A 24,135-nucleotide genomic window follows, 5' to 3' on the forward strand; every position below is an offset into this window, starting at 1 on the left:
GGCAGGACCAGGCGGGGGCGGCTCCGGTGAGCGGTCGGGGTCGGCTGGAACTGGGATCGGACAAAGAGCGGATCGTCCTGGCCTCGCTCGCGCTGGAGGCCGGCCGACCGGTCGCGCTGGCCACCCTGATCGACCGGCTCTGGGACGACGACCCGCCACCGCACGCACGCCAGAACGTGCATACGTACGTCTCCCGGTTGCGGCGACGGTTACGGACCGCCGGTACGGGTCCGGACGCGCCCCGGGTCACCAGCCGGGCGCACACCTACGCGCTGGAGACGGATCCGGGGTGTGTCGACTGGTACCGATTCCAGCGGCTGGCGGACACCCCCCGCACCGACGGCGACGACGCACGGGCGGTGGAACTGCTCACCCGGGCGGAAGGGTTGTGGAAGGGCGAGGCCCTCGCGGGACTGCCGGGGGTGTGGGCCGAGACCGTGCGCGTCTCCCTCGCGGAGAAACGCCTCGGTGCCACGGTCGCCCGGCTCGCAGCGCTGCTGGCACTGGGGCGTTTCGCGGAGACGGTCGCTGAACTGTCCGCGCTCGCCGATCGGCGGCCCGGGGACGAGACCCTGCTGGGACATCTGATGCTGGCGTACTACGGCAGCGGGCGGTACACGGATGCGCTGCGGGTGCACCAGCGGGCCCGTCAGCTCCTGATGGCCGAGTACGGATCGCTGCCGGGGGCCGAGTTGAACCGTATCCACCGCGGCGTCCTGGACCGGATTCCCCCCGGCGCGCTGGTACGGGGTGCGGCGGCACCGGTGTCCGTCCCCCGCTCCGCGCAGGGGCCGCCCGTGCTGGCGCCCCGCAACCTCCCCCATCAGCCGTCACTGATCGGCCGCCGCTCCGAGTTGCGGACCCTCGACGCGGCGATCGACACGGCGGCCGGGGACGGCCCGGTGGTCACCCTGGAGGCCGTGAGCGGGATGGCCGGGGTCGGGAAGACGGCCATCGCCGTGCACACGGCCGGACGGCTCGCCGCGCGGTTCCCGGACGGCCAGATCTATCTCGACCTCCGGGCCCACTCCCCCACTCAGGAACCATTGAGCCCGGAGGCCGCCCTCGGGACCCTGCTCCGGCTGCTGGGCGCGCCCGCCGATCAGATCCCCGCCGAGTTGGAGGGGCGCAGCGCCCTGTGGCGCACCATGCTGGCCGAGCGCCGGGCGGTCATCGTGCTCGACGATGTGGCGGGCCCGGACCAGATCCGTCCGCTGCTGCCCGGCGGGTCCCCTTCCCTGACCATCATCACCAGCCGCCGCCATCTCGGCGGTCTGCCGCACGCGTTGTCCGTACCGCTGGACATCCTGCCCGCCCACGACGCCATAGCGCTCTTCCGTGGCTTCGCGGGCGAGGAGCGCACCCAGGACATCCAGGAGACCGCGCGCATCGTCCGACTCTGTGGCTACCTGCCGCTCGCCATCGAGCTGGTCGCCAACCGCTTCCGCGCCCGCACCTCCTGGACGCTGGCCACGCTGGCCGAACGGCTGGCCCGGGGACCGGGACGGCTGGCTGAGATCCGTGACGCCGAATCCGAGGTTGCACGCGCCTTCGATCTCTCCTACCAGACCCTCACCGAGCCTCAGCGGACGGCGTTTCGGAGGCTGGGCCTGCACCCGGGGCAGGACTTCACAGCGGCCGCGGCGGCGGCGCTGCTCGATCTCGAACAGGAAGCCACGGAAAGGCTGTTGGAGGATCTCCTCACCTGTCATCTGCTGCGTGAACCAGTGCCGAATCGGTATCGCTACCACGATCTGCTAGTCGAGTTCGCACGCGCCCTGGCGCTGTCCGAAGATCCCGCGCGGGAGCGCGAGCAGGCCATGCTCCGGCTCACTGATTTCTATCTTCGGACGGCCGAGTCGGCGGATCAGTTAGCCTATCCCCGGCGTATGCGGCTCGCCCCGGCCGACGGACCGATCGACGGACCGATCGACGGGCCGGCCACGGAAGGTCGTCTTCCGTCGTTCGACGCCGACAGCGCGAAATCCTGGTTCACCACCGAGCACGGCAACCTCCTGGCCGCGGAGGAGTTCGCATATGCTCACGGGCATCCGGATCTCGGCGCCCGACTGGCCTACGCGATCGCCGGATTCCTTGATCTGGAATGCCACTGGCAGGAGGCCGGACACGTACTCCGGCACGCCGCCGAGCACTGGGAAGCGAGCGGCGACGAATCCGCGCTGAGCCGTTCCCTGACGCAACTGAGCGTCAGTCAGGCGAACACGGGCCACTACCCCGAGGCCGCCGCGAACGGGGAGCGCGCCCTGGAGATCGCCCGACGCACCGGGGACGCGGAGGGCGAGGCGGAGGCCCTGCTGGCGCTCGGGATGCTGAACTGGCACCTCTGCGAGAACCGCACCGCCCTCGTGCACTTCCAGAAGTACTTCGCGATCAAAACGATGTCGGGCGATGTCTGGGAATTGTCCCGGGCACACAACAACCTGGCCATCAGCCTGCTTTTCCTGGGCGAACACGATCGTGCGATCGAGCATTTCCGCAAGGCCCTGGCGGGATTCCGGGAGACCTCCGACAGGACTGCTCTCGCGAAAACCCTCAACAACGTGGGCGATCTCTATCTGCGTAAGGGAAACCTTCCGTCGGCCCGTCGATCCTTCGAAGAATCCCTTTCCATTCTGGAAGCCATGGGAAATCGATACGACCGGGCGACGGTACGCAGAAATCTCGCCGATGTATTAACCGAGACCAGTGGACCCGCGTCGGCCCTTCCACTATACCTGGAAACCCTTCAGGAATTCCGCGCGTTGGACGACAAGAAGAGTCAGGCCGATACGCTGATCGGTATGGGCGATGCCTATCACCGCGCCGGCGAGAACGAGAAGGCCATTACCTACCATCTCGACGCCCTCACCATCGCGGACACGATCGGGGCACCCCACCAGCGCGTGCAGGCGCTACGGGGCCTAGGGCAGGCCGACTTGGCCGAGGGTCGGGCGGCCACCGCGCGGAGCTATCTGGAGGCGGCGGTCGTCACGGCCTCGCGGACCCACAATCTCGACGAAGAGGTCAAGGCGCGGGGAGTGTTGGCCGAGATCCGCCGCGCGCTGGATTCCGGGGACTCGTCGACCGCGGACCACTGAGGCATTCCGGCGTCGAGAGGCTCCACTCGTCGGGGGCCGCACTCGCCCGACACCATTCTCCGGGGTCGCCTGCCGGGCCACTTGTCGGGGCCACTTGTCGGGGCCCGGACAATGGTCTATACAAATCACCCCCGCCGGCCGGTAAATGAAACCGCCGGTAACTCCGCACTGATTTTCGAGAATAGAACTCTTGCGGTAGGTTCTCGCCTGAAAGTGATCACGCAGGGCGAGAGGAAACGTTCCCCCGTGCACAAAGTCTTTTTGACAGCAATGTCAGCAACGATTCTCACCACGCTGGCACTCTGGATGGGCACAACGGCCCACTCGGCGCTGACCGACCGAGCCTCGAACACACGCGTGGACACGGCCGGATGCATCATGATCCGTAACGCCGTCTGAGTCGACCTCACCCCGCCGCCCCGCTCCACCCGCCCCGCCCGTCGACCGCGTGCAGCGTCAGCGTGTCGGCCCCCCAGCGGACCGTACGACGGCACACCAGCCCCTGCCGTGCGAGATGCGGGGCGAGCCGCTGGATCCGCGCCCGTACGGCGGGCAGGCTCATCGGCCGGGCCGCCTCCCCCAGCAGATAGCGCACATCGTGGCAGCACAACGGCCGCTGGGCGCTGACCAGTACGTCGAGCAGCAGACTCTGACTCTTGTAGGGACGCGACGGAACCTCATCCGGACCACCGTCGTCCTCGCCGCGGTAGCCACCCCCCTCCGCGGCGATCTCCCGGCAGAGCCAGCGCACATCGGCGGTGATCCGCGCCGCCTGCGCCGCCTCCGACGCCCCCCGGTGCAGCACATTGAGCGCGCCGGCAGCCAGCAGGGCCGCCGCATCGTCCCGGGTGTCCAGCGACACCGTCACGGGCGCCAGCAGACGCAACGACCGCACTCGTTGGGTGAGTTCCGCCACCGGCTCCGGAGTGGTGCAGTCGAGCACGGCCAGCACGCCGCGGGCGCGGCGCAGATACTCGTAACCCAGCCGGTCACCCCACGGCCGGACGACACAGCGCAGTGAGCACGCCCTGCGCAGCCGGTTGACCCATTCGAGACTGGCGGCCATGTCGAGCGAGACGACCACCACCCGGGGAGCCGCGTCACGGGGGCGTCCGCCACGCCGGACGGCGGCGGGGCTCACGGTGCTGGTCTGCATGGTCGGTTCCTCGAATCAGCGTCGATTCCGCGGTCCGCCAAGGGGTGCGCACCCTGGCACCTTCCCCCTGCCCCGCTTCTCTCCCTACATTCATGTTAGGTAGCGATGGGTCGACAGAGTCAAGCCATCGGCCGGAACTCACAGGACAGTAAGGGGTGTTCAGCCATCAGAAGAAGCACGTGACAACCAACCGGGCGGCGGATGGCACCCGGTGCGTCAACGGCAGGAGCCAGCCCTACTCAACATGTATGTAGCGAAGAACGCGTATGTAGCGAGGAAGGGACGGCCGGCTAACGGCCCGTCACCACGGACTCCAGCTCCCGCTGCAATCGAGCGAGCGCCGCCGCTGGGGCGACTCGCCCCGCGAGCGCGCCATGGGTGACGGCGGCGACCGCCAGGCTCACCTGCTCGTACCGCGCGCTCTTGGTCCGCACCCGCGCCGTACGGACACTCTGCGCCAGGGCCGGCAGATAGGGGAAGCGCCGCACCAGATCCGGGTCCGCGTACAGCGACGCCCGGACGGGCGGCAGTCCGCCCGCGGTGAGGACCCGGCGCTGGACGTCCTCGCTGAGCAGATACGCCAACAGATCGGCGGCCGAACGCGGATGTTCCGTACGGGAGTTGACGGCGAGGTTCGATCCGCCGAGCACACCGGTGCCCGGCCCCTCGGGCCCCGGCAGCGGCACGGCGGCGAATCTGCCCGCGATCGGCGATCCGGGCGCGGAGGCCAGGGCGTGCACATAGGGCCAGTTGCGCAGGAAGAGGAGCTTCCCGGACTGGAAGGCCAGCCGCGAGTCCTCCTCCTTGTACCGCAGGGCCTCCTCGGGGATCCATCCGTCCCGTATGCCCCGGCTGAGGAAGGAGAGTCCGGCCAGTGCCTGCGGCGAGTCGACGGTCACCCGCCGGCCGTCCGCGCCGACGAGCGCGCCGCCCGCCGACTGGATCGCCTCCGTGACATTGACCGTCAGCCCCTCGTACGGCAGGAACTGTCCCGCGTACCCGTCCATGCCGTAGCGGCGCGAGAGCCTCTCGGCGAGACCGGCCAGCTCGTCCCAGGTGCGCGGCGGCCGTTCGCCCGCCCGGTCCAGGAGGTCCTTGCGGTAGAAGAGCAGCCCGGTGTTGGTCACGTAGGGGACGGCGTGCAGCCGGCCCCGGTGGGTGGCCGTGTCGGCGACCGAGGGCAGCAGCCGGTCCAGCGGCAGCCCGCTCGGGTCGATCGGGGCGATCCAGCCCCGGCCGGCGAACTCCGCGGTCCAGGCGACATCGATGTTGAGCACGTCGAACCGGTCGCTGCCCGCCCGCAGGCTCTCCCGCATCTGCGCGTGCACCTCGTCGGCCGCCTCGGGCAGTTCGACGAGACGGGCCTCCTCGCCGGGGTGGGTGCGGTTCCATCCGGCCAGCACGTCGCGGAGGTAGCCGGTCAGGTCCCGGCCCGTCACCACGGTCAGCGGGCCCCTTCCGTCCGAGCCGGTCGTACCGCCGCCCCGCTGGCCGCCGGGGCCCGCGACGGCCGTCAGCAGCACGACGGCGGCGAGCAGGGTCCGGCCCGCCGTCCCTGTCCTGAACCTCACTCGCGCTCTCTCCTCACCACCGGGAGGCGCGCGTCCGGGTGGATCGTCCGTGCCCGTACCGCCACCACGCCTGTACTCCGTACCAGGCATCATGGAGGTCCGCGGGCCGATATGACTCCCGGATGCGTTCATTCGTCGCCCGCGGCGCAGCGTCGTGGGTGGGGTCGTCAAGGCCACCCGTCCCAGGAGGGAACCCGGCACCGTGCGTCTTCATCTGCTGGCGCTGCTCGCCGGTGGTCCCGCCCATGGGTACGAGCTGCGGCAGGCTCTGGAGAAACTCCTGGGTGCGGCGTACCCTCAGCCGAACATCGGTCAGATCTATGTGACGCTCGGCCGACTCGAACAGGCCGGGCTGATCAAGGGCAGGCTGGTCAGCCAGTCGGACCGGCCGGACAAGCGGATCTACGAGATCACGGACGCGGGGCGGGAAGCGGTGGACGCCTGGTACGAGACGCCGTCCGAAACCCCCCGGATCCGCGACGACTTCTTCATGAAGCTCGCGCTGGCGCACGGCACCGGACGGCCGGACCAGATCGATCTGATCAACAAGCAGCGCCGCCACTACCTCAACCTCATGCGCGCGCTCTCCCGGCTGGAGACCGGCGAGGCCACCGGGGACGCACGCATCGCGGAGCTGCTGATCGAGGGTGCCTCACTCCACCTCCAGGCCGATCTGGACTGGCTGGAGCGATGTCAGGAGGAACTGGAATGAGCACCGGCGCGGCCCGCCCGCCGCTCCTCGCCGTCAGCGGGCTGACCAAGAGCCATGCCCATGACGGCGCCCGGGTCCGCGCGGTGCGCGGTGTCGATCTCCGGGTGGCGCGCGGTGAGTTCGTGGCGATCACCGGGACCTCGGGCGCGGGCAAGTCCACCCTGCTGCATCTGCTCGCCGGGCTCGAACGCCCCGACGGCGGGACCATCACGCTCGACGGCCGCCGCGTGGACGGGCTGAGCGAGGCGCGGTGGGCGAGGCTGCGCCGGCGCCGGATCGGTATCGTCTTCCAGTTCTCCCAGCTCGTCTCGACGCTGACGGTCGCCGACAACATCGAGATGCCCGCGCTGCTCGCGGGCCGTGGCGCCCGGGAGAGCGCGGCGGCGGCGACCGATCTGCTGGCCCGGTTGGGCCTGACCGGACGGGAGAACAGCCTGCCCGCCGATCTCTCCGGCGGCGAGCAGCAGCGGGTGGCGCTCGCCCGCGCCCTGGTCAACGGACCCGATCTGCTGCTGGCCGACGAACCGACGGGCAGTCTGGACAGCCGGGGCACCAGGGAGGTCGTACGGCTGCTGTCCGCGCGGCACCGACAGGGGCAGACGATCGTGCTGGTCACCCACGACGCCCGGGTCGCCAGCGCGGCCGAGCGGGTGATCAGCTTCAGTGACGGCCGGATCATCGACGACACCCGGTTCACCGACGCCGACGGTGACGCCGACATGGCCGGTGATGGTGTTGCTGGCGGCGACGGTGACATGGCCGGTGACAGCGATGCCGAAGGTGACGCTGACATGGCCGGCGACGGTGATGGTGGCGATGGCGGGATGCTCCGGACCGGTGTCGCGCGCCCCGTCGAACTACCGGAGTGACCGTGCGCGCCATCTCACGCTGGGCCCTCGCCGATCTGCGCACCCATCGGGGGCAGGCCGTCACACTGACGCTGGCGACCGCCGGGATCACGGCGGCGCTGCTGCTGTCGGCGGCACTGTTCCAGTTCGCCGCGAGTCCGTGGCAGCGGCTGTTCACGGAGACCCGGGGCAACCACGTCTGGCTCCGGCTGACCGATGGCGCGGACACCCGTCGGCTGGCCGGACTCGACGGGGTCCAGGAGGTGTCCGGCCCCTCCCCCACCGTCTCCCTCACGGTCGTGGGCGCCACCACCGGCGCCGCGCTGGACCTCCGGGCCACCGAGCCGGGCACCCCGGACCCCGCGCCGGGCGGGACCCTGTCCGGCACCCGGCCCGGCACCGCCGAGGGTGAGGTGATGCTGGAGCGGTCGACCGCGCGCGCCCTGTGGGTGCGGCCGGGCGACCTGCTGACCGTACGGACGAAACACCCGGGGCCGCCGCGCACCCTGCGGGTCGTCGGGATCGTCGCCACGGCTGAGGCGGGGTACGAGGCGGGCGAACGGCCCGGTGTCGCCTGGGCGTCGGCCGCGACGGTGGCCCGGTACGCCGGGGCGGCGAGTGGCGGTCTGACCGCGGGGCTGCGCCTCGACACCCCGGACGACACCGACTTCGTCGTCCAGCAGGCCATCGCCGCCGTCGGCCCGGAGCATGTCGTCCGGGTCTCCACCTGGCGCGAGGCGAGGGCCGACTTCGCCGACGACAACCGGCTGCTCGGCCGGCTGCTCCGGGTCTTCGGCCTCGGTGCCCTCCTCGCGGCGGCCGTCGCCGTCACCGGGGGCGTGGGTGGCCGGGTCATCGGTCATCTCCGGGACATCTCGGTGCTCAAGGCCGTCGGGATGACCCCGGCGCAGATCGCCGTGATGTTCTTCGGACAGCACACGGCACTGGCCGGCGCCGGGGTGGCGCTCGGATCGATCGCAGTGGCGTCCTTCGGCGCGCGGGTGCCGGGCCCGATCGGTGAGGCATCGGCGTACGGCTGGGTCCTGCCGGGCGCCGCCGGGGCGTACGCGGCGGTCGGCGCGGGGACGGTCCTGGTCATCGCGGCCGCCACCGCGTACGCCGCTTGGCGGGCCGCCGATGTGCCGCCGATCCCGGCCGCCCACGGCGCCCGGTCGGTGCCGCGCCGGATGTCCCGTACGGCACGGCTCGCCCTGCGCCGGGGCGCACCGCCCCCGTTGGTCCTGGGGTGGCGCGGGGCGGTCCACCGGCGGCGGCGCTTCCTCGCGGGTGTCGGGCGCCTCGCCGTCCCCGTCGTGATGGTCACCGTGGCCCTGTCGGCGGTCGCGACCCTGGACGGTCTGGACGGCGGGGACGGCGGTGGGCGGGTGAATCCGGTGGCTCCCCTGACCGCCCGCCAGGAGGGCGGGCTCGACGCCTCCGCGCTGGCACGGCTGCAAGCCCAGGCCGGGGTCAGGTCGGTCCACCCGGTGGCCGAGGTGACCGCGCTCATACCCGGCCAGACCCGGTCGGTCACCCTGCGTGGTCTCGGCACCCGGGCGCTGCCGTACTCCTTCGTCACCGTGGAGGGCCGGGCGCCGTCCGCGTCCCACGAGGCGGTGGCCGGGCAGGGGCTGTTGGACGCGACCCGGCTGCGGGTCGGTCAGTGGGTACGCCTCACCGTGGGCGGCACCCCGCACATCCTGCATGTCGTGGGCCGTTCGCTCGAACCCGAACACAGCGGACTGGTCATCTCCACGACCCTGGACACCCTGCGCGAGAGCGGTACCGCCACCGCCCCGCAGCCGTACGCGCTGCTGACGCGGCCGGGGGCCGACCCGGACGCCGTCGCCCGTACGCTGACGGCCGCGCTGCCCGGTGTCGACATCCGCCGTACGCCGCCCCCGGTCGCATCGCCCGCACCGGCCGGCGGGGTCCTCGCAGGGCTCATCGGCGTACTGGCGCTGATCGCGGTGGCGGAACTCGCGGCCTCCGTCAGCTCCGCCGTACGGCACCACTCCGGCGAGCTGCCGGCGCTGCGCGCGATCGGGTTGACCCCGCGCCAGCTCGCGGGCGTCGTGGTGACCCACAGCGCGGTCACGGCGGGGGCCGCGGCCGTCGTCGGCGTCCTCACGGGCCTCCTGGTGGCCCGTCCGCTGATCGATCTGGAGGGGGCCAGGAGCGGTGTCGGCGCGGGTGTCGCCCTGCCGCCGTCGGCGGGGGCGCTGCTGCTGACGTGCGCGGGGCTGGTCGCCGCCGCGGTCGTCCTCGCCGTGGTGCCAGCGCGGCGGGCCGCGCGCCGCCGCACCCCGGACCCCTCGCGCTGATCCGCCAGGGGCCGAGGAGGGTAGGGAGGCGGACGGCCTACGACAGATCGTCGAAGACGTCGTCCGGGGCCTGCTGGAACCAGGTCGGCCCGTCCGACAGTGCCTGCTTGATCCGGAAGTGCAGATACTCCGGCAGCTCCGGCAGCGCGTCCACGGCGAACCAGCCCACCTCCAGCGACTCGTCGTCGTTCACCCGGGCCTCCCCGCCGATCGCGCGGCAGCGGAAGGTGATGTCCACGTACTGGCAACTGTCGCCATTGGGGTAGGTGACCGGCTTCGTCCACGCCTGGACGAGGGCGACCCGCTCGGCAACACACCGCACCGCGGTCTCCTCGTACACCTCCCGCACGGCGGTGACCGCGGGGTGCTCGCCCGGCTCCGAGATACCGCCGATGATCGACCATTTGCCGTCGTCGGCACGTCTGCCCAGCAGGATCCGTCCCTCGTCGTCGAAGACGATCGCGCTGACCCCCGGCAGGAGGAGCAGTTGTTGACCGGCCGTCGCCCGGAGTTCGCGGATGAAATCAGGTGTCCCCATGACCCCCGACCTTAGCCCTGTCCAGGACTCTCGTTCGAACGGGTCGCATCGGAGGGCGAGGTCCCGCGGCTGGCGACCCCGCCCGCCCCAAGAATGGGGAAAAGCCCATACGGCGGGGAGAGTTCGCCCCGCGGGCACACCAGTGACCAGGCGACGGCGGGCCCCTGGGGCACGGACGGCGGCGGGCTCCCCGGGGCACGGACGGCGGCGAGCTACACGCCCGCCGTGGTCCCCGTGTCGACCGTGGTCCCCGCGTCCGCCGCCGCCGACCGCGCGCGCCGCGCCCGTACGGCTCCGGCGCCGACCCGGCCGAACCCGGCCGCCGCGATCAGCAGCAGCACGATCTCCGGCCAGACGCCGAGCCGGGTGGCCGGGGTGAGCGAGGACCGCAGCGGCACCTCGGCCACCAGGGCGTCCGGGGTGAACATCCGGGTCTTCTGGACGACCTTCCCGTCCGGCATGATCACCGCGCTCACCCCGCTCGTGACGGGGACGACGACGGACCGGCCGTGCTCGACGGCCCGCACCTGGGACATGGCCAACTGCTGGTAAGTCATCTCGCTGCGACCGAAGGTGGCGTTGTTGCTCGGTACGGAGATGAGCTGGGCCCCACCTGTGACGGTGTCGCGCGCCATATCGTCGAAAGCGGCCTCGTAGCAGGTGACCAGGCCGACCTTGGTACCCGCGAGGTCGAAGACACCGACCTTGTCGCCGGGGCCGAAGTCGCGGCGCACCCGGTCGACGTCGGAGCTGAAGAGCCGCACGAAGGACCGCATCGGGATGTACTCGCCGAACGGCTGCACATGGCGTTTGTCGTAGGTGTCGACGGGGCCGCGCTCGGGGTCCCACTCGATCAGGGTGTTGCGGAGCTTGCCGGTGTCGGGGCTGAGGACCGCGCCGACGACGGTGGGCACGCCGATCGAGCGCACGGCCCGGTCGATGACGTCCCGGGCGTCGGGGTTGCGGTAGGGGTCGAGGTCGGAGGAGTTCTCCGGCCAGAGCACGAAGTCGGGCTTGGCGACCCGACCCGCCCGCACATCGGCGGCGAGTTCCTCGGTGCGGTTGGCGTGGTTGTCGAGGACCGCGCGCCGCTGGTCGTTGAAGTCGAGCCCGAGGCGGGGGACGTTGCCCTGGATCGCGGCGACGGTCGCGGTGCCGTCCTCGGCGGAGTCGTCGACGAGCGGGAGTGCGGCGACCGCGGCGGTGACCGGGGCGAGGACGGTGAGCAGCGCGAGGGCGACGGGGCCGCGCGGCAGCTCATGGGTGCGCCGGTAGGCGGTGAGCAGCCGGACGCCCTGGTACAGCCCGAAGCCGCACAGGGCGACGGCGAAGCCGAGCAGGGGGGTGCCGCCGACGGCGGCGAGGGGGAGGAGGAAACCGTCGGCCTGGCCGAAGGCGATCTTGCCCCAGGGGAAGCCACCGAAGGGCACCCGGGCGCGCACGGCCTCGCCGAGTATCCAGACGGCGGCGGCCCACACCGGCCACGCCGGGAGTCGGGTGACGGCGGCGATGCCGATACAGGTGACGGCGATGAACAGCGCTTCCACGGCGGCCAGCGCGATCCAGGGCACCGGTCCGACCTCTTCGCCGGTCCAACTGAGCAGGGGCAGCAGGAAGCCGAGTCCGGCGAGCTGGCCGAGCCCGAGGGCCGCCCGCGCCCGGCGCCCGTAGAGGGACCAGCCAAGGAGGGCGAAGGCGGGGAGCGCCAGCCACCACAGGGGGCGGGGCGGGAAGCTCAAGAAGAGCCCCACTCCGGCGAGAGCGGCGGCGCCGGGCCGCGCGAAACGGCGTGCCAGGGCCCGCCTCGCGCGGGGGGCGGGCCGGGGGGCGTCAGGGGCAGTGTTGGCGGCGCTCACCTGGCGGAGTCTACGGTGGGGAGGTATGCGGACCGCAGGCCGGGCGGGTGGACCCGGGGGCCGGGGACTTCCTCGGAGCGGGGTGACGTCAACCTGGCCCATTCCCCCTCCGGGACCGCAGCCCATTCCCCCTCCGAGACCGCGGCGGCGGCTTCCCGGGAGCGCGGCGGGCCTTCCCGCGGGTGGGACCCGCTACGGCATTCGGGTGGCGGCGCGGGGGCGGCACCGACATGGAGAAGGGGCGGCCCCGGGCACAGCGGGAAGGCGGAGGGAGAGGCGGCGGGGGGCTCAGATCTCGGCGGGGCCGGGGAGCGGAGCCGGACGGAGCCGGTCGCGAATGGCCCGTACCGCCGCTTCGGCGTCGTCGACGGTCACGGTGAAGGTCCTACCGTCACCCAGCGTGACGATGATGCCTTCGCCCCTGCGGACGACGACGGCCGTGCCCATCTCCGGGCGCCAGCGATAGCCCCAGCCGCCCCAGTGGCGCGGATTGACCTTGGGCGCGAACTCCGCGCCCACCACATGGGAGAGCGGGATCCGGCGGCGCGGCAGCCCCATATGGCCACAGCGCACTTCGACGGCGTCACTGTCGACCGTGACGGCGACATGGACGAAGGCGAGGGTTCCATAGAGCACCAGCAGCCCCGCGGCGACGCAGCCGACGACGGACATCAGCAGCGGGGCGAAGCCCGATGTCCAGGTGGAGTGGACGGCCAGCGTGACGCCGAGGCCGATACAGGCGGCTCCCGCTATGGCGAGCAGCCACTGAAGGCGGTTGGTCGCACGACCGGTCCACACCGCGGGCACGGGCTCCGCGGGGAACGCGGTGGTGTGCGTCGAGTCGTGGGGGTGCCTCATGTCAGCAGAGTACCCAGCTTCCGCCGGCTCGGCATCGAGTCCGTCAGAAGGATCACATTTCCGACATCAGTGACATTCAGTGCGCCGGTGTCACGGTGCGCAACAGCCGCGCCTCGGCGTAGCTCAGGGCCTGTTCGGAGAGGGCCGCCTCGCGCCCGCTGAACAGCACCATGAGCCGTCCGCCGGGGGCCGCACCGGGTGCGGCGGGCACTCCGACGCGCCGCAGCGCCTGCGCCGCGACCGCGCCCGCCGAGCCGTAGAGCGCCACCGGCCGTCCCAGGGCGGCGCGGATGCGTTCGGCGACCAGTTCGTAGTGGGTGCAGCCCAGGACGACGGCCCGGGCACCCCGCGGGGTCAGCGCGGCGGCGGCGGCGATGGTCCGGTCGACGGCGGACTCGTCGGCGTGCTGTACGGCGTCCGCGAGACCCGGGCAGGGCACCTCGGTCACCTCGACAGCGCCGGCGAAGTCCCGGATGAGGGCCCGCTGGTAGGGGCTGCCGGTGGTGGCCGGGGTCGCCCAGATCGCGACGGCGCCGCCGGCCGCCGCGGCCGGCTTGATCGCCGGGACCGTGCCGATGACCGGGACGGCGGGCTCCAGTTCGGCGCGGAGCGCGGGCAGGGCGTGGACGGATGCGGTGTTGCAGGCCACGATGAGGGCGTCGGGGTGGTGCGCGGCGGCGGCGCGGGCCACGACGAGCGCGCGGCGGGTGAGATCCTCCGGAGTGCGCGGCCCCCAGGGCATCCCGTCGGGGTCCGACGACAGCACGAGATCCGCGTCCGGCCGCAGCCGACGCACCGCGGCGGCTGCCGCGAGGAGGCCGATTCCGGAGTCCATGAGCGCGATCTTCACCCGGTCACCATAGTCGACACCCCCGCCGGGAGCCGTCCGGTGGGGCAGACTGCGGCGCATGAGCGCCGTCGCCTGGACCGCCGTCGGATCACTGGCCGCATGGGGGTGGCTGCTGCTCGGGCAGGGCTTCTTCTGGCGGACGGACCAGCGGCTGCCGCCCCGGGTCGATCCGGCCGACTGGCCGGATGTCGCCATCGTGGTCCCGGCCCGGGACGAGGCCGGGACGCTGCCGCACAGCCTCCCCTCGCTGCTCGCCCAGGACTACCCCGGCCGAGCCGAGATCGTGTTCGTCGACGACAACAGCGCGGACGGTACGGGGGAGCTGGCCCGGGCCCTCTCCGAACGCCACGGCGGACTGCCGCTCAGCGTGGTCGCACCCGGCGAGCCGGAACCCGGCTGGACCGGGAAACTGTGGGCGCTGCGGCACGGGATCGCCAGCGCCCGGGCCCGGGGGCCGGAGTATCTGCTGCTCACTGACGCGGACATCGCCCACGCCCCGGACAGTCTGCGGGAGCTGGTGGCGGCGGCCCGGACCAACGGCCTCGATCTCGTCTCGCAGATGGCGCGGCTGCGGGTCGTCAGCGGCTGGGAGCGGCTGGTGGTACCGGCGTTCGTCTACTTCTTCGCGCAGCTCTATCCCTTCCGGTGGGTCAACCGCCGGGGCGCGCGGACGACGGCGGCGGCGGCGGGCGGCTGTGTGCTGCTGCGCACCGAGGCCGCCGAGCGCGCGGCGGTACCGGAGTCGATCCGGGGGGCGGTCATCGACGATGTGTCCCTGGCGCGCGCGGTCCGGCGGAGCGGTGGCGGCATCTGGCTCGGGCTGGCCGAGCGGGTGGAGAGCGTGCGGCCCTATCCGCGACTGGCCCAGCTGTGGCGGATGGTCTCGCGCAGTGCGTACGCGCAGTTGCTGCACAGCCCGCTGCTGCTGGCGGGAACCGTCGTCGGGCTCGCCCTGATCTATCTCGTGCCGCCCGTCGCGCTCGTCGCGGGCCTGGTCGGCGGGGACGCCATGGCCGCGTGGGCGGGCGGCGTGGCGTGGGCGGTGATGACGGGCACCTATCTGCCGATGCTCCGCCACTACGGCCAGCCGGCGCTGCTCGCTCCGCTGCTGCCGTTCACCGCGCTGCTCTATCTGCTGATGACGGTCGACTCGGCCGTCCAGCACCACCGCGGTCGCGGCGCGGCCTGGAAGGGGCGTACGTACGCCCGTCCCGAGGCCGCGCCGGAGCGCTGACCACCCGTCACTCCCCGGCCGGCGACCGGGGAGTCATTTGCGGCCGGGGGTCCAGTTCATGCCCCAGCCGTAGGTCTGGTCCACCGTCCGCTGCGGGCTCACGCCCCGCTCCGGCACCAGGAAGCGGGCCTCGCGCTGGACGACGAGGTCGGATCCGGTGTTGGTGATCAGCGCCAGGGAGCAGACGGTCGAGGGGACGGTGCACTCGCCGAGCGAGAAGTCGATGGGGGCGCCGTGCTGCGGCTGGAGCGTGACCGTGGCGTCGAGGTCGGCGAAGCTCCGCGCACCTTCGTAGATGGTGACGAAGATGACGACCCGGCGGAGCTGGTCCTTGTGGTCCAGGTTGATGGTGAGGTTCTCGCCGGAGGTGCCTCCGGTGCGGTCGTCGCCGTCGAGGTGGATGTACGGGGGCTGGTGCAGCGCCCCGAAGGCGTTGCCGAGCGCCTGGACGACGCCCTTCCGCCCGTCGGTGAGTTCGAAGAGCGCGCACAGGTCGAGGTCGAGATCGCCGTGCATGGCCATCGCCCGGCCGAGTTTGGCGCCCCAGCCCTTGAACTGCTTGCGGACCTGCCAGCTCAGATTGACGCGCATGGCGCCGGATGTGCCGCCCTGTTTCGTGAGCGAGACGGAGGGGGCGTCCTTGGTCAGCGTCACCTTGGAGAGGCGTACGGGCGCGGCCGGCTGGGCGGCGGCGGGGGGTGGGACGGGTCGGGCGGCGACAGGGGGTGGGACCGGCGCGGCGGGGGTCGAGGGCCGGGCCATGGACACCGGGGCGGCGGGGCGGGTGGGAGTCGCGGGGGCGGGCGCGGGTCGGGGTGCGTCGACGGTGATGCCGTAGTCCGTCGCCAGCCCCGCGAGGCCGGCGCTGTATCCCTGGCCCACGGCCCGGAACTTCCAGGCGCCCTGCCGGCGGTACAGCTCTCCCAGGACGAACGCGCGCTCGACCGTCGCGTCCTGACTGTCGTACCGCGCGATCTCGGCGCCGGAGGCGGCGTCGATGACCCGTACATGGAGACCGGGCACCTGCCCGAAGCTGCCGCCGTCGGATGAGGCAGCGAGCACGATCTTCTCGATGCCGGGCTCCACCCGGGCCAGATCGACCTCCACCGCGTCGACCACTCCGGCTGCCGAGGTTCGCTTGCCCTCGTGGCGTACGGCTCCGGAGGCGTGCGCCGGCTGGTTGTAGAAGACGAAGTCCCCGTCCGAGCGGACCTTTCCGGAGCCGGCCGCGAGGAGGAGCGCCGAGGCGTCGACGTCCGGCACCGACGGTCCCGCGCCCCACCCCAGTTCGACGCGTACACGCGGCGCCGGTACCGGAGTATTGGCTCCCTTAAGCATGGACATGAAGACCCCCATCGCGAGTCGGATTGTCACCAGGAGTTCACCGGGTGACAACGTAGTCCCCATGCCCTGCCGAGCGCCCGTGCCAACTCACGAGTAACCCCGCTCCGAACATGCTCTTTACCCGATTCTTACGCCTTCGCGCGACCGATTTTCCCGGGTTCGCTCGCATTGCTTCCACAGGGGCGTCCGTATCCACCGAAACAACCCGGGGACCGGGCTCCCCAACCGGCACATCGTGGGCTTAACTTAGGTGGCATGACCTCCCCCCGCGCCAACTACGGCGGCGGCTATTACTCCGCACCGTCTTTCGCTGACACCCCGATCTACGACTCCCTCGTCGCAGAGCGGGGCACGCCTCAGATCGCTCCGATCCGAGTGCCTTCCGCGTACGACACCGGCAACAGCTACCCGCCGGCACTGCCCGCGGCGCTGCCCGCCCTCCCGGCGGGTCCCTCGGCGGCCCAGGCCGCTCCCCTGTACGGGTATCCGCAACAGGCGCAGCAGCCCATGCCGCTCCAGCACGCCCCGGCGCCGTACATCCCCCAGCAACAGCCGCAGGTGCCCCGGGGCTATCCGGGCCCGCAGGGGGGATATCCGCAACAGCGGCCGGTGAACACGGGGTACGAGGCCATGCGCCCGGCGACCGCCAGGCCGGCGCCCGCCCCCGCGCCCTACAACGACCCGTACAACCGCCCGTACCAGGGCCAGGGGTACTGACACGGGGAGGTCCGCGAACCACTGCCCCCTTCCTTCCGGATTTCTTCCGGCATTTCTTGCGGCAATTCTTCCGGACTCCCTTCCCCCGTTCACCGACGGCGGCGGGGTTCCCACCCGTTGAGGTCTGTGGGAACCCCGGGCCGTGCCCCGCGCGTTGACGAGTGCAAGGGCGTGACCGGACAGGGGTGACCTCAGCGTGACGTCTGGGGTGACGTTCCTCTCTCCGAGCGGCCGTGCCCGTGCCGTCCGGCGTCGGGCCGTCATGGAGGCGGAAGGGGGGTGCGGGAGGTGCGAGCCGCCACCGGAGTCTGGCGCTGGCGCCGTCAGCCGCTGTGCCGGCCGACCGATCTCGTCGAGGCGTGGGTGGCCCTCGTCGCCGCCCTGCTGATGGTCGGCTGCGCCCCGGCCGTGGGCTGGCTCGCCGGCAGTGCGACCGACGACTCCCTGCGCCAGTCGGCGCGTCAACAGCGCCAGCAGCGCCACGCCGTCATCGCGACCGTGCTCGGACCGGCCCCGCCGACCCGCTCGGCGGCGTACGACCCCGACGCACCGACCGCGCGGGAGAAGCGGCGGGCCGTGCTGGCCCGCTGGATATCCGTGGACGGCGGCCGGCACACCGGCAGGGTCTTCACCAGCCCGCGGACGGCCCACCCGGGCGACCGGCTCACCCTCTGGACCGATGACACCGGCCGGATCGTCCCGCCACCGCTGGACCTCTCCACCGTCCGGGTCCACGCCGCGCTGACCGGCGCGGGCGCCGCATTCGCCGCCATGGTCCTGATCGTCTGCGTCCACCGACTCCTCCTCTGGCGCCTCTTCCGCCGCAGATACGCCCGGCTCGACCGGGCCTGGGCGGCCGTCGGTCCCGACTGGGGGCGCGCGGGCGCGGGTAGCTGACCCGGTGAGCCGTCAACTACCGCCGCCCGCGCGCGCTACGGTGGTGCGACCCCGTCACGGGGCCAGGACCTCGGCTCCGGGGGCACGGACGGGCCCCGTCGGTCGGCCGGCCCGGGAATCCCCGGGCGGACCGGGCACCGTTCGGAAGACAGGTCCCAAGGGGGCGTCCCCCTCGTCGAGGCGCGCCGGTACAGACCACGAGGTGGGGGCAGAGCAGCACGATGGCACAGGGCACGGTTCAGGTGACCCACACCGGCACGTCGCGGTGGCGGCGCCGCACGGGTGAGTACGCGTCGCTCGCGGCGGCCCTGGAGGCGGCGGGTGACGGCGACATCCTCACCCTCGCCCCGGGGACGTACCGCGAGAATCTGATCGTCCAGCGGGCGGTCACCCTGCGCGGCCCCGACAGTGTGCTCGGCTCGGTGCGGATCGCACCGGTCGACGGGGTGCCGCTGATCGTGCGCGCCTCCGCCACCGTGCAGAATCTGCAGGTGGAGGGGCAGGATCCGACCGCGCCCGCCGTGCTGGTGGAGGACGGCACCCCCGAGCTGATCGATCTGCGGATCGCCACCCGGTCCGCGGCCGGTCTGGAGGTGCGGGGCGCGGCCCGTCCCACCGTGCGCCGCTGCACCGTCGACAATCCGGCCGGCGTCGGCATCGCCGTGCTGGACGGCGCGGGCGGGGTGTTCGAGGAGTGCGAGATCGTCTCGGCCGGACAGGCGGGCGTCTCGGTGCGCGGCGGCGGGCACCCCCGCTTGGAGCGCTGCCGGGTGCACCACACCTCCGGCGCGGGCCTGGCCGTCACCGGCGAGGGCAGCGGTCTGGAGGCCGTCGGCTGCGAGATCTACGAGATCAAGGGCGCGGGCGTGCAGATCGCGTCGCGGGCGTCGGCGCATCTCACCGACTCCCGGGTGCACCGCACATCCGCCGACGGGGTCACCCTCGACACGGACGCCGTGCTCACGCTCTCCGACTGCGATATCCACGACATCCCGGAGAACGCGATCGACCTGCGTTCCCGGTCGGTGCTGACGCTCACCCGCTCCACGGTGCGCCGCTTCGGGCGGAACGGCCTGTCGGTGTGGGACCCGGGCACCCGGGTGGACGCCAATCAGTGCGAGATACATGACAGTACGGGCGACTACCCCGCCGTCTGGGTCAGCGACGGCGCCACCGCCGTGCTGGACTCCTGCCGGGTCCACGACGTCCCGGACGCGCTCTTCGTGCTCGACCGGGGCTCGCGCGTGGATGTGGTGGACAGCGACCTCTCCCAGATCCGCAACACGGCGGTGTCCGTGAGCGACGGCGCGACCGCGCAGCTCGACGACTGCCGCATCCGGGAGGCGTCCACCGGCGCCTGGTTCCGTGACCACGGCAGCGGCGGCACGCTCAACGGCTGCACCGTGGACGCGGCGCAGACCGGAGTCATCGTCACCAAGGGCGCCGACCCGGTCATCGAGCGCTGCACGATCACCTCCCCCGCCGAGGCGGGTTTCTATGTGTCGGCCGAGGGCCGTGGCACCTTCCGCGGCTGCCGGGTCACCGGCAGCGGGGGCTACGGCTTCCATGTGATGGCCGGCTGCCGTACGACACTGAGCCGCTGCCGGACCGAGCGGTGCGCGCGCGGCGGTTACGAGTTCGCCGACCCCGCCCTCCTGGTCATCGAGGACTGCGTCAGCGACGAGAGCGGCGTGGGGCCCGCCGAGCGGGCGGTGGCCGAGCGCACGGCCTCCGTGCTCACCGCCGATCGGTCCCCCGGTCTGCTCACCACCGCCCCGACCCGGGTGGCACCGCCCCTCGCGCCCGCCCCGGCACCCGCCGTCGCGGAGCCGCGCCGCACCTCCGACGCCGTCCTCGGTGAACTGGACGCGCTGGTCGGACTGGAGAGCGTCAAGCTGGAGGTCCGCTCGCTGACGAACATGATCGAGGTCGGCAGGCGCCGCCAGGAGGCGGGCCTGAAGGCCGCGTCCGTCCGCCGTCACCTGGTCTTCACCGGCTCCCCCGGCACCGGCAAGACGACCGTCGCCCGGCTGTACGGGGAGATCCTGGCCGCGCTCGGAGTGCTGGGCAGCGGCCATCTGGTCGAAGTCTCCCGGGTCGATCTGGTCGGCGAGCACATCGGCTCCACCGCGATCCGCACCCAGGAGGCGTTCGACCGGGCGCGCGGCGGGGTGCTCTTCATCGACGAGGCGTACGCCCTCTCCCCCGAGGACTCCGGCCGGGACTTCGGCAAGGAGGCCATCGACACCCTCGTGAAGCTGATGGAGGACCACCGGGACGCGGTCGTGGTGATCGTCGCCGGTTACACCGCGGAGATGGAGCGCTTCCTGTCGGTGAACCCCGGTGTCGCCTCCCGGTTCTCGCGGACCATCACCTTCCAGGACTACGGCGCCGACGAACTCCTCAGGATCGTGGAGCAGCAGGCCGAGGAGCACGAGTACCGGCTGGCGGACGGCACGGGCGACGCCCTGCGGAAGTACTTCACCGCGCTGCCCAGGACCGCCGCCTTCGGCAACGGCCGGACCGCGCGCCAGACCTTCGAGTCGATGGTCGAGCGGCACGCGGGCCGGGTCGCCGAGCTGGTCGATGTGGACACCGACGCGCTGACCCTGCTCTATCCGGAGGATCTGCCCGAACTGCCCTGAGTGTCGGCCGGTTCCCGGGACTGCCGGGGGACGGTCGGTGACAGCCGGTCGAGGAGTCCGCGGCGCTCCAGGTCGAAGGCGGGATCGGCCTGGTAGTCGCCGTGTCCGAGGATCGGCTCGGGCAACGGGTGGCGGCGGGACCGCCCGTACACCAGTGGATCGTTGAGCGGCGCCCGGTCGACCGGGGGGTTCTCGCCGTCGGCGGCGACCAGGACGGGGCCGCCGATCGGGTCGGTGGGCCGCCACAGATTGCGCCAGCAGTCCATCTGGTCGCGCAGCTCGGTGAGTGCGGCGGGCCCGAAGTAGGCGGGGAACCAGCGGCCGTAGAGCCGTTCCAGCGGGGATCCGTAGGTGAGCAGCGCGACCCGTTCCCGGGTGGCGGTGGGCAACTGCCAGACGGCGGCGGCGGCCAGCACACTGCCTTGGGAGTGGCCGGAGATGACCAGCCGGCCCCCGGTCTGTTCGGTCCAGACGCACATGCGCCAGGTGAGGTCGGGCACGGCGCGCTCCGCGTAGCAGGGCGGCGCGAAGGGGTGGGCGGCGCGCGGCCAGAACGTGCCGACGTCCCACAGGATGCCGATGGTGCGCCGGGCGGAGGCGTCGCGGTAGGCGCGGCGGCCCAGCGTGACGAAGAGGACGAACCCGAGGCCGACCAGCCAGGAGCCGAGGGACTGCGCCGTCTCGGCGACGGATTCGGCGAAGTCGCCGCTGTCGCCGAACGCCTTGCCGGGGACCTTCCCGCTCACCCAGGCGCCGAGGACCGCGCCCACGCCCAGGACCAGGGCGGCGCCGGCGACGGTACCGATGAGCCAGGGGGCCTCGTCGGTGAGCCCGGCGCGGGACCGGACACCGGCGATACGGCGGGTACGGACGGAGTCGGGGCGCCAGCCGCCAGAGTCCGCTTCCTCGGCGTCCAGGGCGGCGTACTCCGTCTCGACGGTGGCGGCGAGCCGGCGGGAGGTCCGCCAGGTCCGTACGCCGAGCACCACGGCCGGGACGAGCAGGACGAGCAGCAGGGCGGGGATGACCGACGCCTGCCAGCTCAGCAGGATCGGGGGGCCGGGGATGGAGCCGTCGCCGTCCATGCCCGGGGTGCCGGGACCGTCCAGCCAGTCGGCGACCCGCTGGGCGACGCCTCCGGTCATCACTCCGCCCAGGCCGCAGGCGAGCATGGCGACGGCGGGGCCGGCGAGTCCGCGCAGCGCGGTGCGCGGGTGGGGCGCGTGCCGGTGCAGCAGGAAGGCGGCGACGCCGAGCGCGACGACCAGGGCGCCCTGCGCGAGGGTGATGACCCGGAAGGTCACATCGCCGGGGAGGGTACCTGCGGATTCCCAGCCGGGGCGGGACCAGGCGGCGTAGACCAGGGCGAGGGCGAGCACGGTGAGCGAGGCGGCGGGCAGGGCGCCGACGGCGATCCGGTCGAACCGTGCGTCGAGCCGCCGTTCGCTGCGTCCGCGCCGGATGACGACCGCCACCACGGCGAGCACGCCGACGACGATCGTCCCTTCCAGGAGCAGACCGAAGACCTCGCGGAAGGCGCTGTCGGCGCCCCGGTCGTGGCGGGCGGCGGCCCCGGCGACGGCCGCGGAGACGGTGAGGAATCCGGCCGCGGTGTGCGCGGCGCGCAGCCGGGCGACGAGCCGGCGGCCGTACCAGAAGCCGGGGCGGCCGAGGGCGGGCCGGACGGCGGGCGGCGGCGTCCCGCCCGCCGCGGACGCCGTGGTCGCGGCGGGGGGCTGTGGCCGGTCCGCTCCGTCCTCGTCCGGGCCGATCTCACCGTCGGTCACTTCGCCGCCCGTCGGCGGGCGCTGGGACTCGTACGCGCTCCAGGTGCGGTTGGAGAGGAACCAGAGCAGGCCCACCAGCGCGGTGGGCACGACTGCGGCGAGCGCGAGGCGCCGGCCGGGCTGTGACCACCAGCCGCCCTGGTCGGCGGAGAGGAAGCCGAGCCAGGAGCGGCCGTCGGCGCAGGCGCTCACCCCGGCGCACTGCCAGGCGACGAGATCGAGCGCGACCTCGCAGGCGGCGGCCGTCAGCAGCACGGTGAGGCTCAGCGCGATCAGCCGCACCAGCACCCCGTACAACCGGGTGGTACCGGCGCGTCCCTTGGCACGCGGGCGCATCCAGTGGGCGAGGTTCACCACCATGAAGGGGAGCAGCAGCAGCCAGAGCGCGCGAGCGCTGTTCCCCGAGGTGAGGTTGGACCAGCAGTACGCCTCGGGCACGGGCCGGTCCCGGTGCTCGCCGGGGCCGCTCTCCGCCCTCTCGTCGTCGGCGCGCCGGAAGACGGCGGCCTTCTGGTCCCCGGTGATCCGGACCGTCCGGGGATCCCCGAGCATCTCCTGTGGGGTGGTGCCGCCGACGCCGTGGACCAGCAGTTCGAGCGCGGGCCCTCCGGTCTGCGGGGCCGGAGTTGCAGAGGTCACTTCGGTGACTCGCCTTCTGAGAGGTTCGGTCGGTGGGGGCGGCGGCGACGCTGTCGCGTTCCCGCCCCAGAATCCCGGATTCTGACGGTTGATGACACCGCTGGCACCGAATTTCCGCGATCGGGCGAGGAACGGACCGTGGGAGGATGTGACCCCCCGTGCGCCCCGGTGAGGGTCGCACGGACGGCGATGGACATCGACGACACGGAAGGACCGGCCCCGGCGGTGACCGACAACCAGAACCTGCTCGCGGAGCAGCGGCGCGCACTGATCCTCGACGAGGTGCGCAGGCGCGGCGGAGTACGGGTCAACGAACTGACCCGCAGACTCCATGTCTCCGATATGACGGTACGCCGGGATCTGGACGCGCTGGCCCGGCAGGGGGTCGTGGAGAAGGTGCACGGCGGCGCGGTGCCGGTTGTCGAGGCGAGTACGCATGAGCCGGGGTTCGAGGCCAAGTCGGCGCTTGAACTGAGCGCCAAGGACGATATCGCGCGGGCCGCCGCGCGCATGGCGGCGCCGGGCAGCGCCATCGCGCTCTCCGGTGGGACCACGACCTACGCGCTGGCGCACCAACTGCTGGAGGTGCCGGACCTGACGGTGGTCACCAACTCGGTCCGGGTAGCGGACGTGTTCCACGCGGCACGGCCGCCGGGCGCGCCCCGGCCGGGTGCCGCGACCGTGGTCCTCACCGGAGGGGTGCGGACTCCGTCGGACTCGCTGGTGGGTCCGGTCGCCGACCAGGCAATCCGTACGCTCCACTTCGATGTGCTCTTCCTCGGGGTGCACGGGATCTCGTTGGAGGCGGGGCTCTCGACGCCGAATCTGGCCGAGGCGGAGACGAACCGGCGCCTGGTGCGGGCCGCCCGCAGGGTGGTGGTGGTCGCCGACCACACCAAGTGGGGGACGGTGGGGCTCAGCTCGTTCGCCCGGCTCGCCGAGGTCGACACCTGGGTGACCGACGAGGGGTTGTCGGCCGAGGCCCGGGCGGAGAGCGCGGAGCAGCTCCCGGGTCTGGTGGTGGCGGGCGGTCCCGACGCCGCCGGACAGGGCGGCTGACC

General features: G+C 72.7%; 17 protein-coding genes. 9 read left to right on the top strand and 8 right to left on the bottom strand.

Features of this window, described 5'->3' with window-relative positions; genetic code table 11:
• Nucleotides 1-26: 26 nt before the first annotated feature.
• Entirely contained in the window at nt 27-3,098 is a 3,072-nt protein-coding gene (locus ACH4S7_RS24995) for an AfsR/SARP family transcriptional regulator (RefSeq protein WP_398523496.1), read from the top strand.
• 406 nt (nt 3,099-3,504) lie between these two features.
• Here the strand turns inward: ACH4S7_RS24995 and ACH4S7_RS25000 are convergent, their stop codons facing one another.
• On the bottom strand, nt 3,505-4,254 hold the full coding sequence (locus tag ACH4S7_RS25000; protein ID WP_398523497.1) for a hypothetical protein: 750 nt from the start codon (nt 4,252-4,254) through the stop codon (nt 3,505-3,507).
• 290 nt (nt 4,255-4,544) lie between these two features.
• Nucleotides 4,545-5,825 (bottom strand): ABC transporter substrate-binding protein, encoded by a 1,281-nt coding sequence (locus tag ACH4S7_RS25005; RefSeq protein ID WP_398523498.1) that lies wholly within the window; start codon nt 5,823-5,825, stop codon nt 4,545-4,547.
• 202 nt (nt 5,826-6,027) lie between these two features.
• Between ACH4S7_RS25005 and ACH4S7_RS25010 the strand changes: the two genes are divergently transcribed.
• The 3 genes from ACH4S7_RS25010 to ACH4S7_RS25020 are packed head-to-tail and all read left to right on the top strand — an operon-like array spanning nt 6,028 to nt 9,709.
• A complete protein-coding gene (locus ACH4S7_RS25010) occupies nt 6,028-6,537 on the top strand; it encodes a PadR family transcriptional regulator (RefSeq protein WP_398523499.1) in 510 nt (169 codons plus the stop codon).
• Nucleotides 6,534-7,406 carry an ABC transporter ATP-binding protein gene (locus tag ACH4S7_RS25015; protein WP_398523500.1) on the top strand — a complete coding sequence of 291 codons (873 nt, stop codon included), beginning with the start codon at nt 6,534-6,536 and terminating at the stop codon, nt 7,404-7,406. Before ACH4S7_RS25010 ends, ACH4S7_RS25015 begins: the two co-directional genes overlap by 4 nt.
• Before the next feature lie 2 nt (nt 7,407-7,408).
• Complete coding sequence (locus ACH4S7_RS25020) at nt 7,409-9,709, top strand: FtsX-like permease family protein (RefSeq protein WP_398523501.1); 2,301 nt, start codon at nt 7,409-7,411, stop codon at nt 9,707-9,709.
• Nucleotides 9,710-9,746: 37 nt separating this feature from the next.
• On the opposite strand, the gene ACH4S7_RS25025 is transcribed toward ACH4S7_RS25020, so the two are convergent.
• The 4 genes from ACH4S7_RS25025 to ACH4S7_RS25040 all read right to left on the bottom strand — a co-directional run bounded on the left by ACH4S7_RS25025 (nt 9,747) and on the right by ACH4S7_RS25040 (nt 13,871).
• Entirely contained in the window at nt 9,747-10,247 is a 501-nt protein-coding gene (locus tag ACH4S7_RS25025) for an NUDIX hydrolase (protein WP_398523502.1), read from the bottom strand.
• Between the two features lie 212 nt (nt 10,248-10,459).
• Nucleotides 10,460-12,103, bottom strand: coding sequence for an apolipoprotein N-acyltransferase (gene lnt, locus ACH4S7_RS25030; RefSeq protein WP_398523503.1), 1,644 nt, complete (start codon nt 12,101-12,103; stop codon nt 10,460-10,462).
• A gap of 288 nt (nt 12,104-12,391) precedes the next feature.
• Complete coding sequence (locus ACH4S7_RS25035) at nt 12,392-12,961, bottom strand: hypothetical protein (protein WP_398523504.1); 570 nt, start codon at nt 12,959-12,961, stop codon at nt 12,392-12,394.
• Between the two features lie 76 nt (nt 12,962-13,037).
• The gene (locus tag ACH4S7_RS25040) at nt 13,038-13,871 is read right to left on the bottom strand and encodes a glutamate racemase (RefSeq protein WP_398523505.1); all 834 of its coding nucleotides are present in this window, start codon (nt 13,869-13,871) and stop codon (nt 13,038-13,040) included.
• Between ACH4S7_RS25040 and ACH4S7_RS25045 the strand changes: the two genes are divergently transcribed.
• Complete coding sequence (locus ACH4S7_RS25045; RefSeq protein WP_398523506.1) at nt 13,870-15,045, top strand: glycosyltransferase; 1,176 nt, start codon at nt 13,870-13,872, stop codon at nt 15,043-15,045. The genes ACH4S7_RS25040 and ACH4S7_RS25045 overlap by 2 nt on opposite strands.
• A 33-nt stretch (nt 15,046-15,078) precedes the next feature.
• Here the strand turns inward: ACH4S7_RS25045 and ACH4S7_RS25050 are convergent, their stop codons facing one another.
• Entirely contained in the window at nt 15,079-16,389 is a 1,311-nt protein-coding gene (locus ACH4S7_RS25050) for a TerD family protein (protein ID WP_398523507.1), read from the bottom strand.
• Between the two features lie 255 nt (nt 16,390-16,644).
• Between ACH4S7_RS25050 and ACH4S7_RS25055 the strand changes: the two genes are divergently transcribed.
• The 3 genes from ACH4S7_RS25055 (at nt 16,645) to ACH4S7_RS25065 (ending at nt 20,648) form a co-directional block, all read left to right on the top strand.
• A complete protein-coding gene (locus ACH4S7_RS25055; protein ID WP_398523508.1) occupies nt 16,645-17,106 on the top strand; it encodes a DUF6643 family protein in 462 nt (153 codons plus the stop codon).
• Between the two features lie 279 nt (nt 17,107-17,385).
• Nucleotides 17,386-18,003, top strand: a complete 618-nt coding sequence (locus ACH4S7_RS25060) for a hypothetical protein (protein WP_398523509.1) — start codon at nt 17,386-17,388, stop codon at nt 18,001-18,003.
• Between the two features lie 221 nt (nt 18,004-18,224).
• On the top strand, nt 18,225-20,648 hold the full coding sequence (locus tag ACH4S7_RS25065; protein ID WP_398523510.1) for a right-handed parallel beta-helix repeat-containing protein: 2,424 nt from the start codon (nt 18,225-18,227) through the stop codon (nt 20,646-20,648).
• Here the strand turns inward: ACH4S7_RS25065 and ACH4S7_RS25070 are convergent.
• On the bottom strand, nt 20,618-23,074 hold the full coding sequence (locus ACH4S7_RS25070; protein WP_398523511.1) for a hypothetical protein: 2,457 nt from the start codon (nt 23,072-23,074) through the stop codon (nt 20,618-20,620). The genes ACH4S7_RS25065 and ACH4S7_RS25070 overlap by 31 nt on opposite strands.
• Before the next feature lie 225 nt (nt 23,075-23,299).
• On the opposite strand from ACH4S7_RS25070, the gene ACH4S7_RS25075 reads away from it, so the two are divergent.
• A complete protein-coding gene (locus ACH4S7_RS25075) occupies nt 23,300-24,133 on the top strand; it encodes a DeoR/GlpR family DNA-binding transcription regulator (protein ID WP_398523554.1) in 834 nt (277 codons plus the stop codon).
• Nucleotides 24,134-24,135 lie beyond the last annotated feature (2 nt).

Origin of the sequence: Streptomyces sp. NPDC020965, from assembly GCF_044333555.1 — a bacterium.
Taxonomy (GTDB): domain Bacteria; phylum Actinomycetota; class Actinomycetes; order Streptomycetales; family Streptomycetaceae; genus Streptomyces.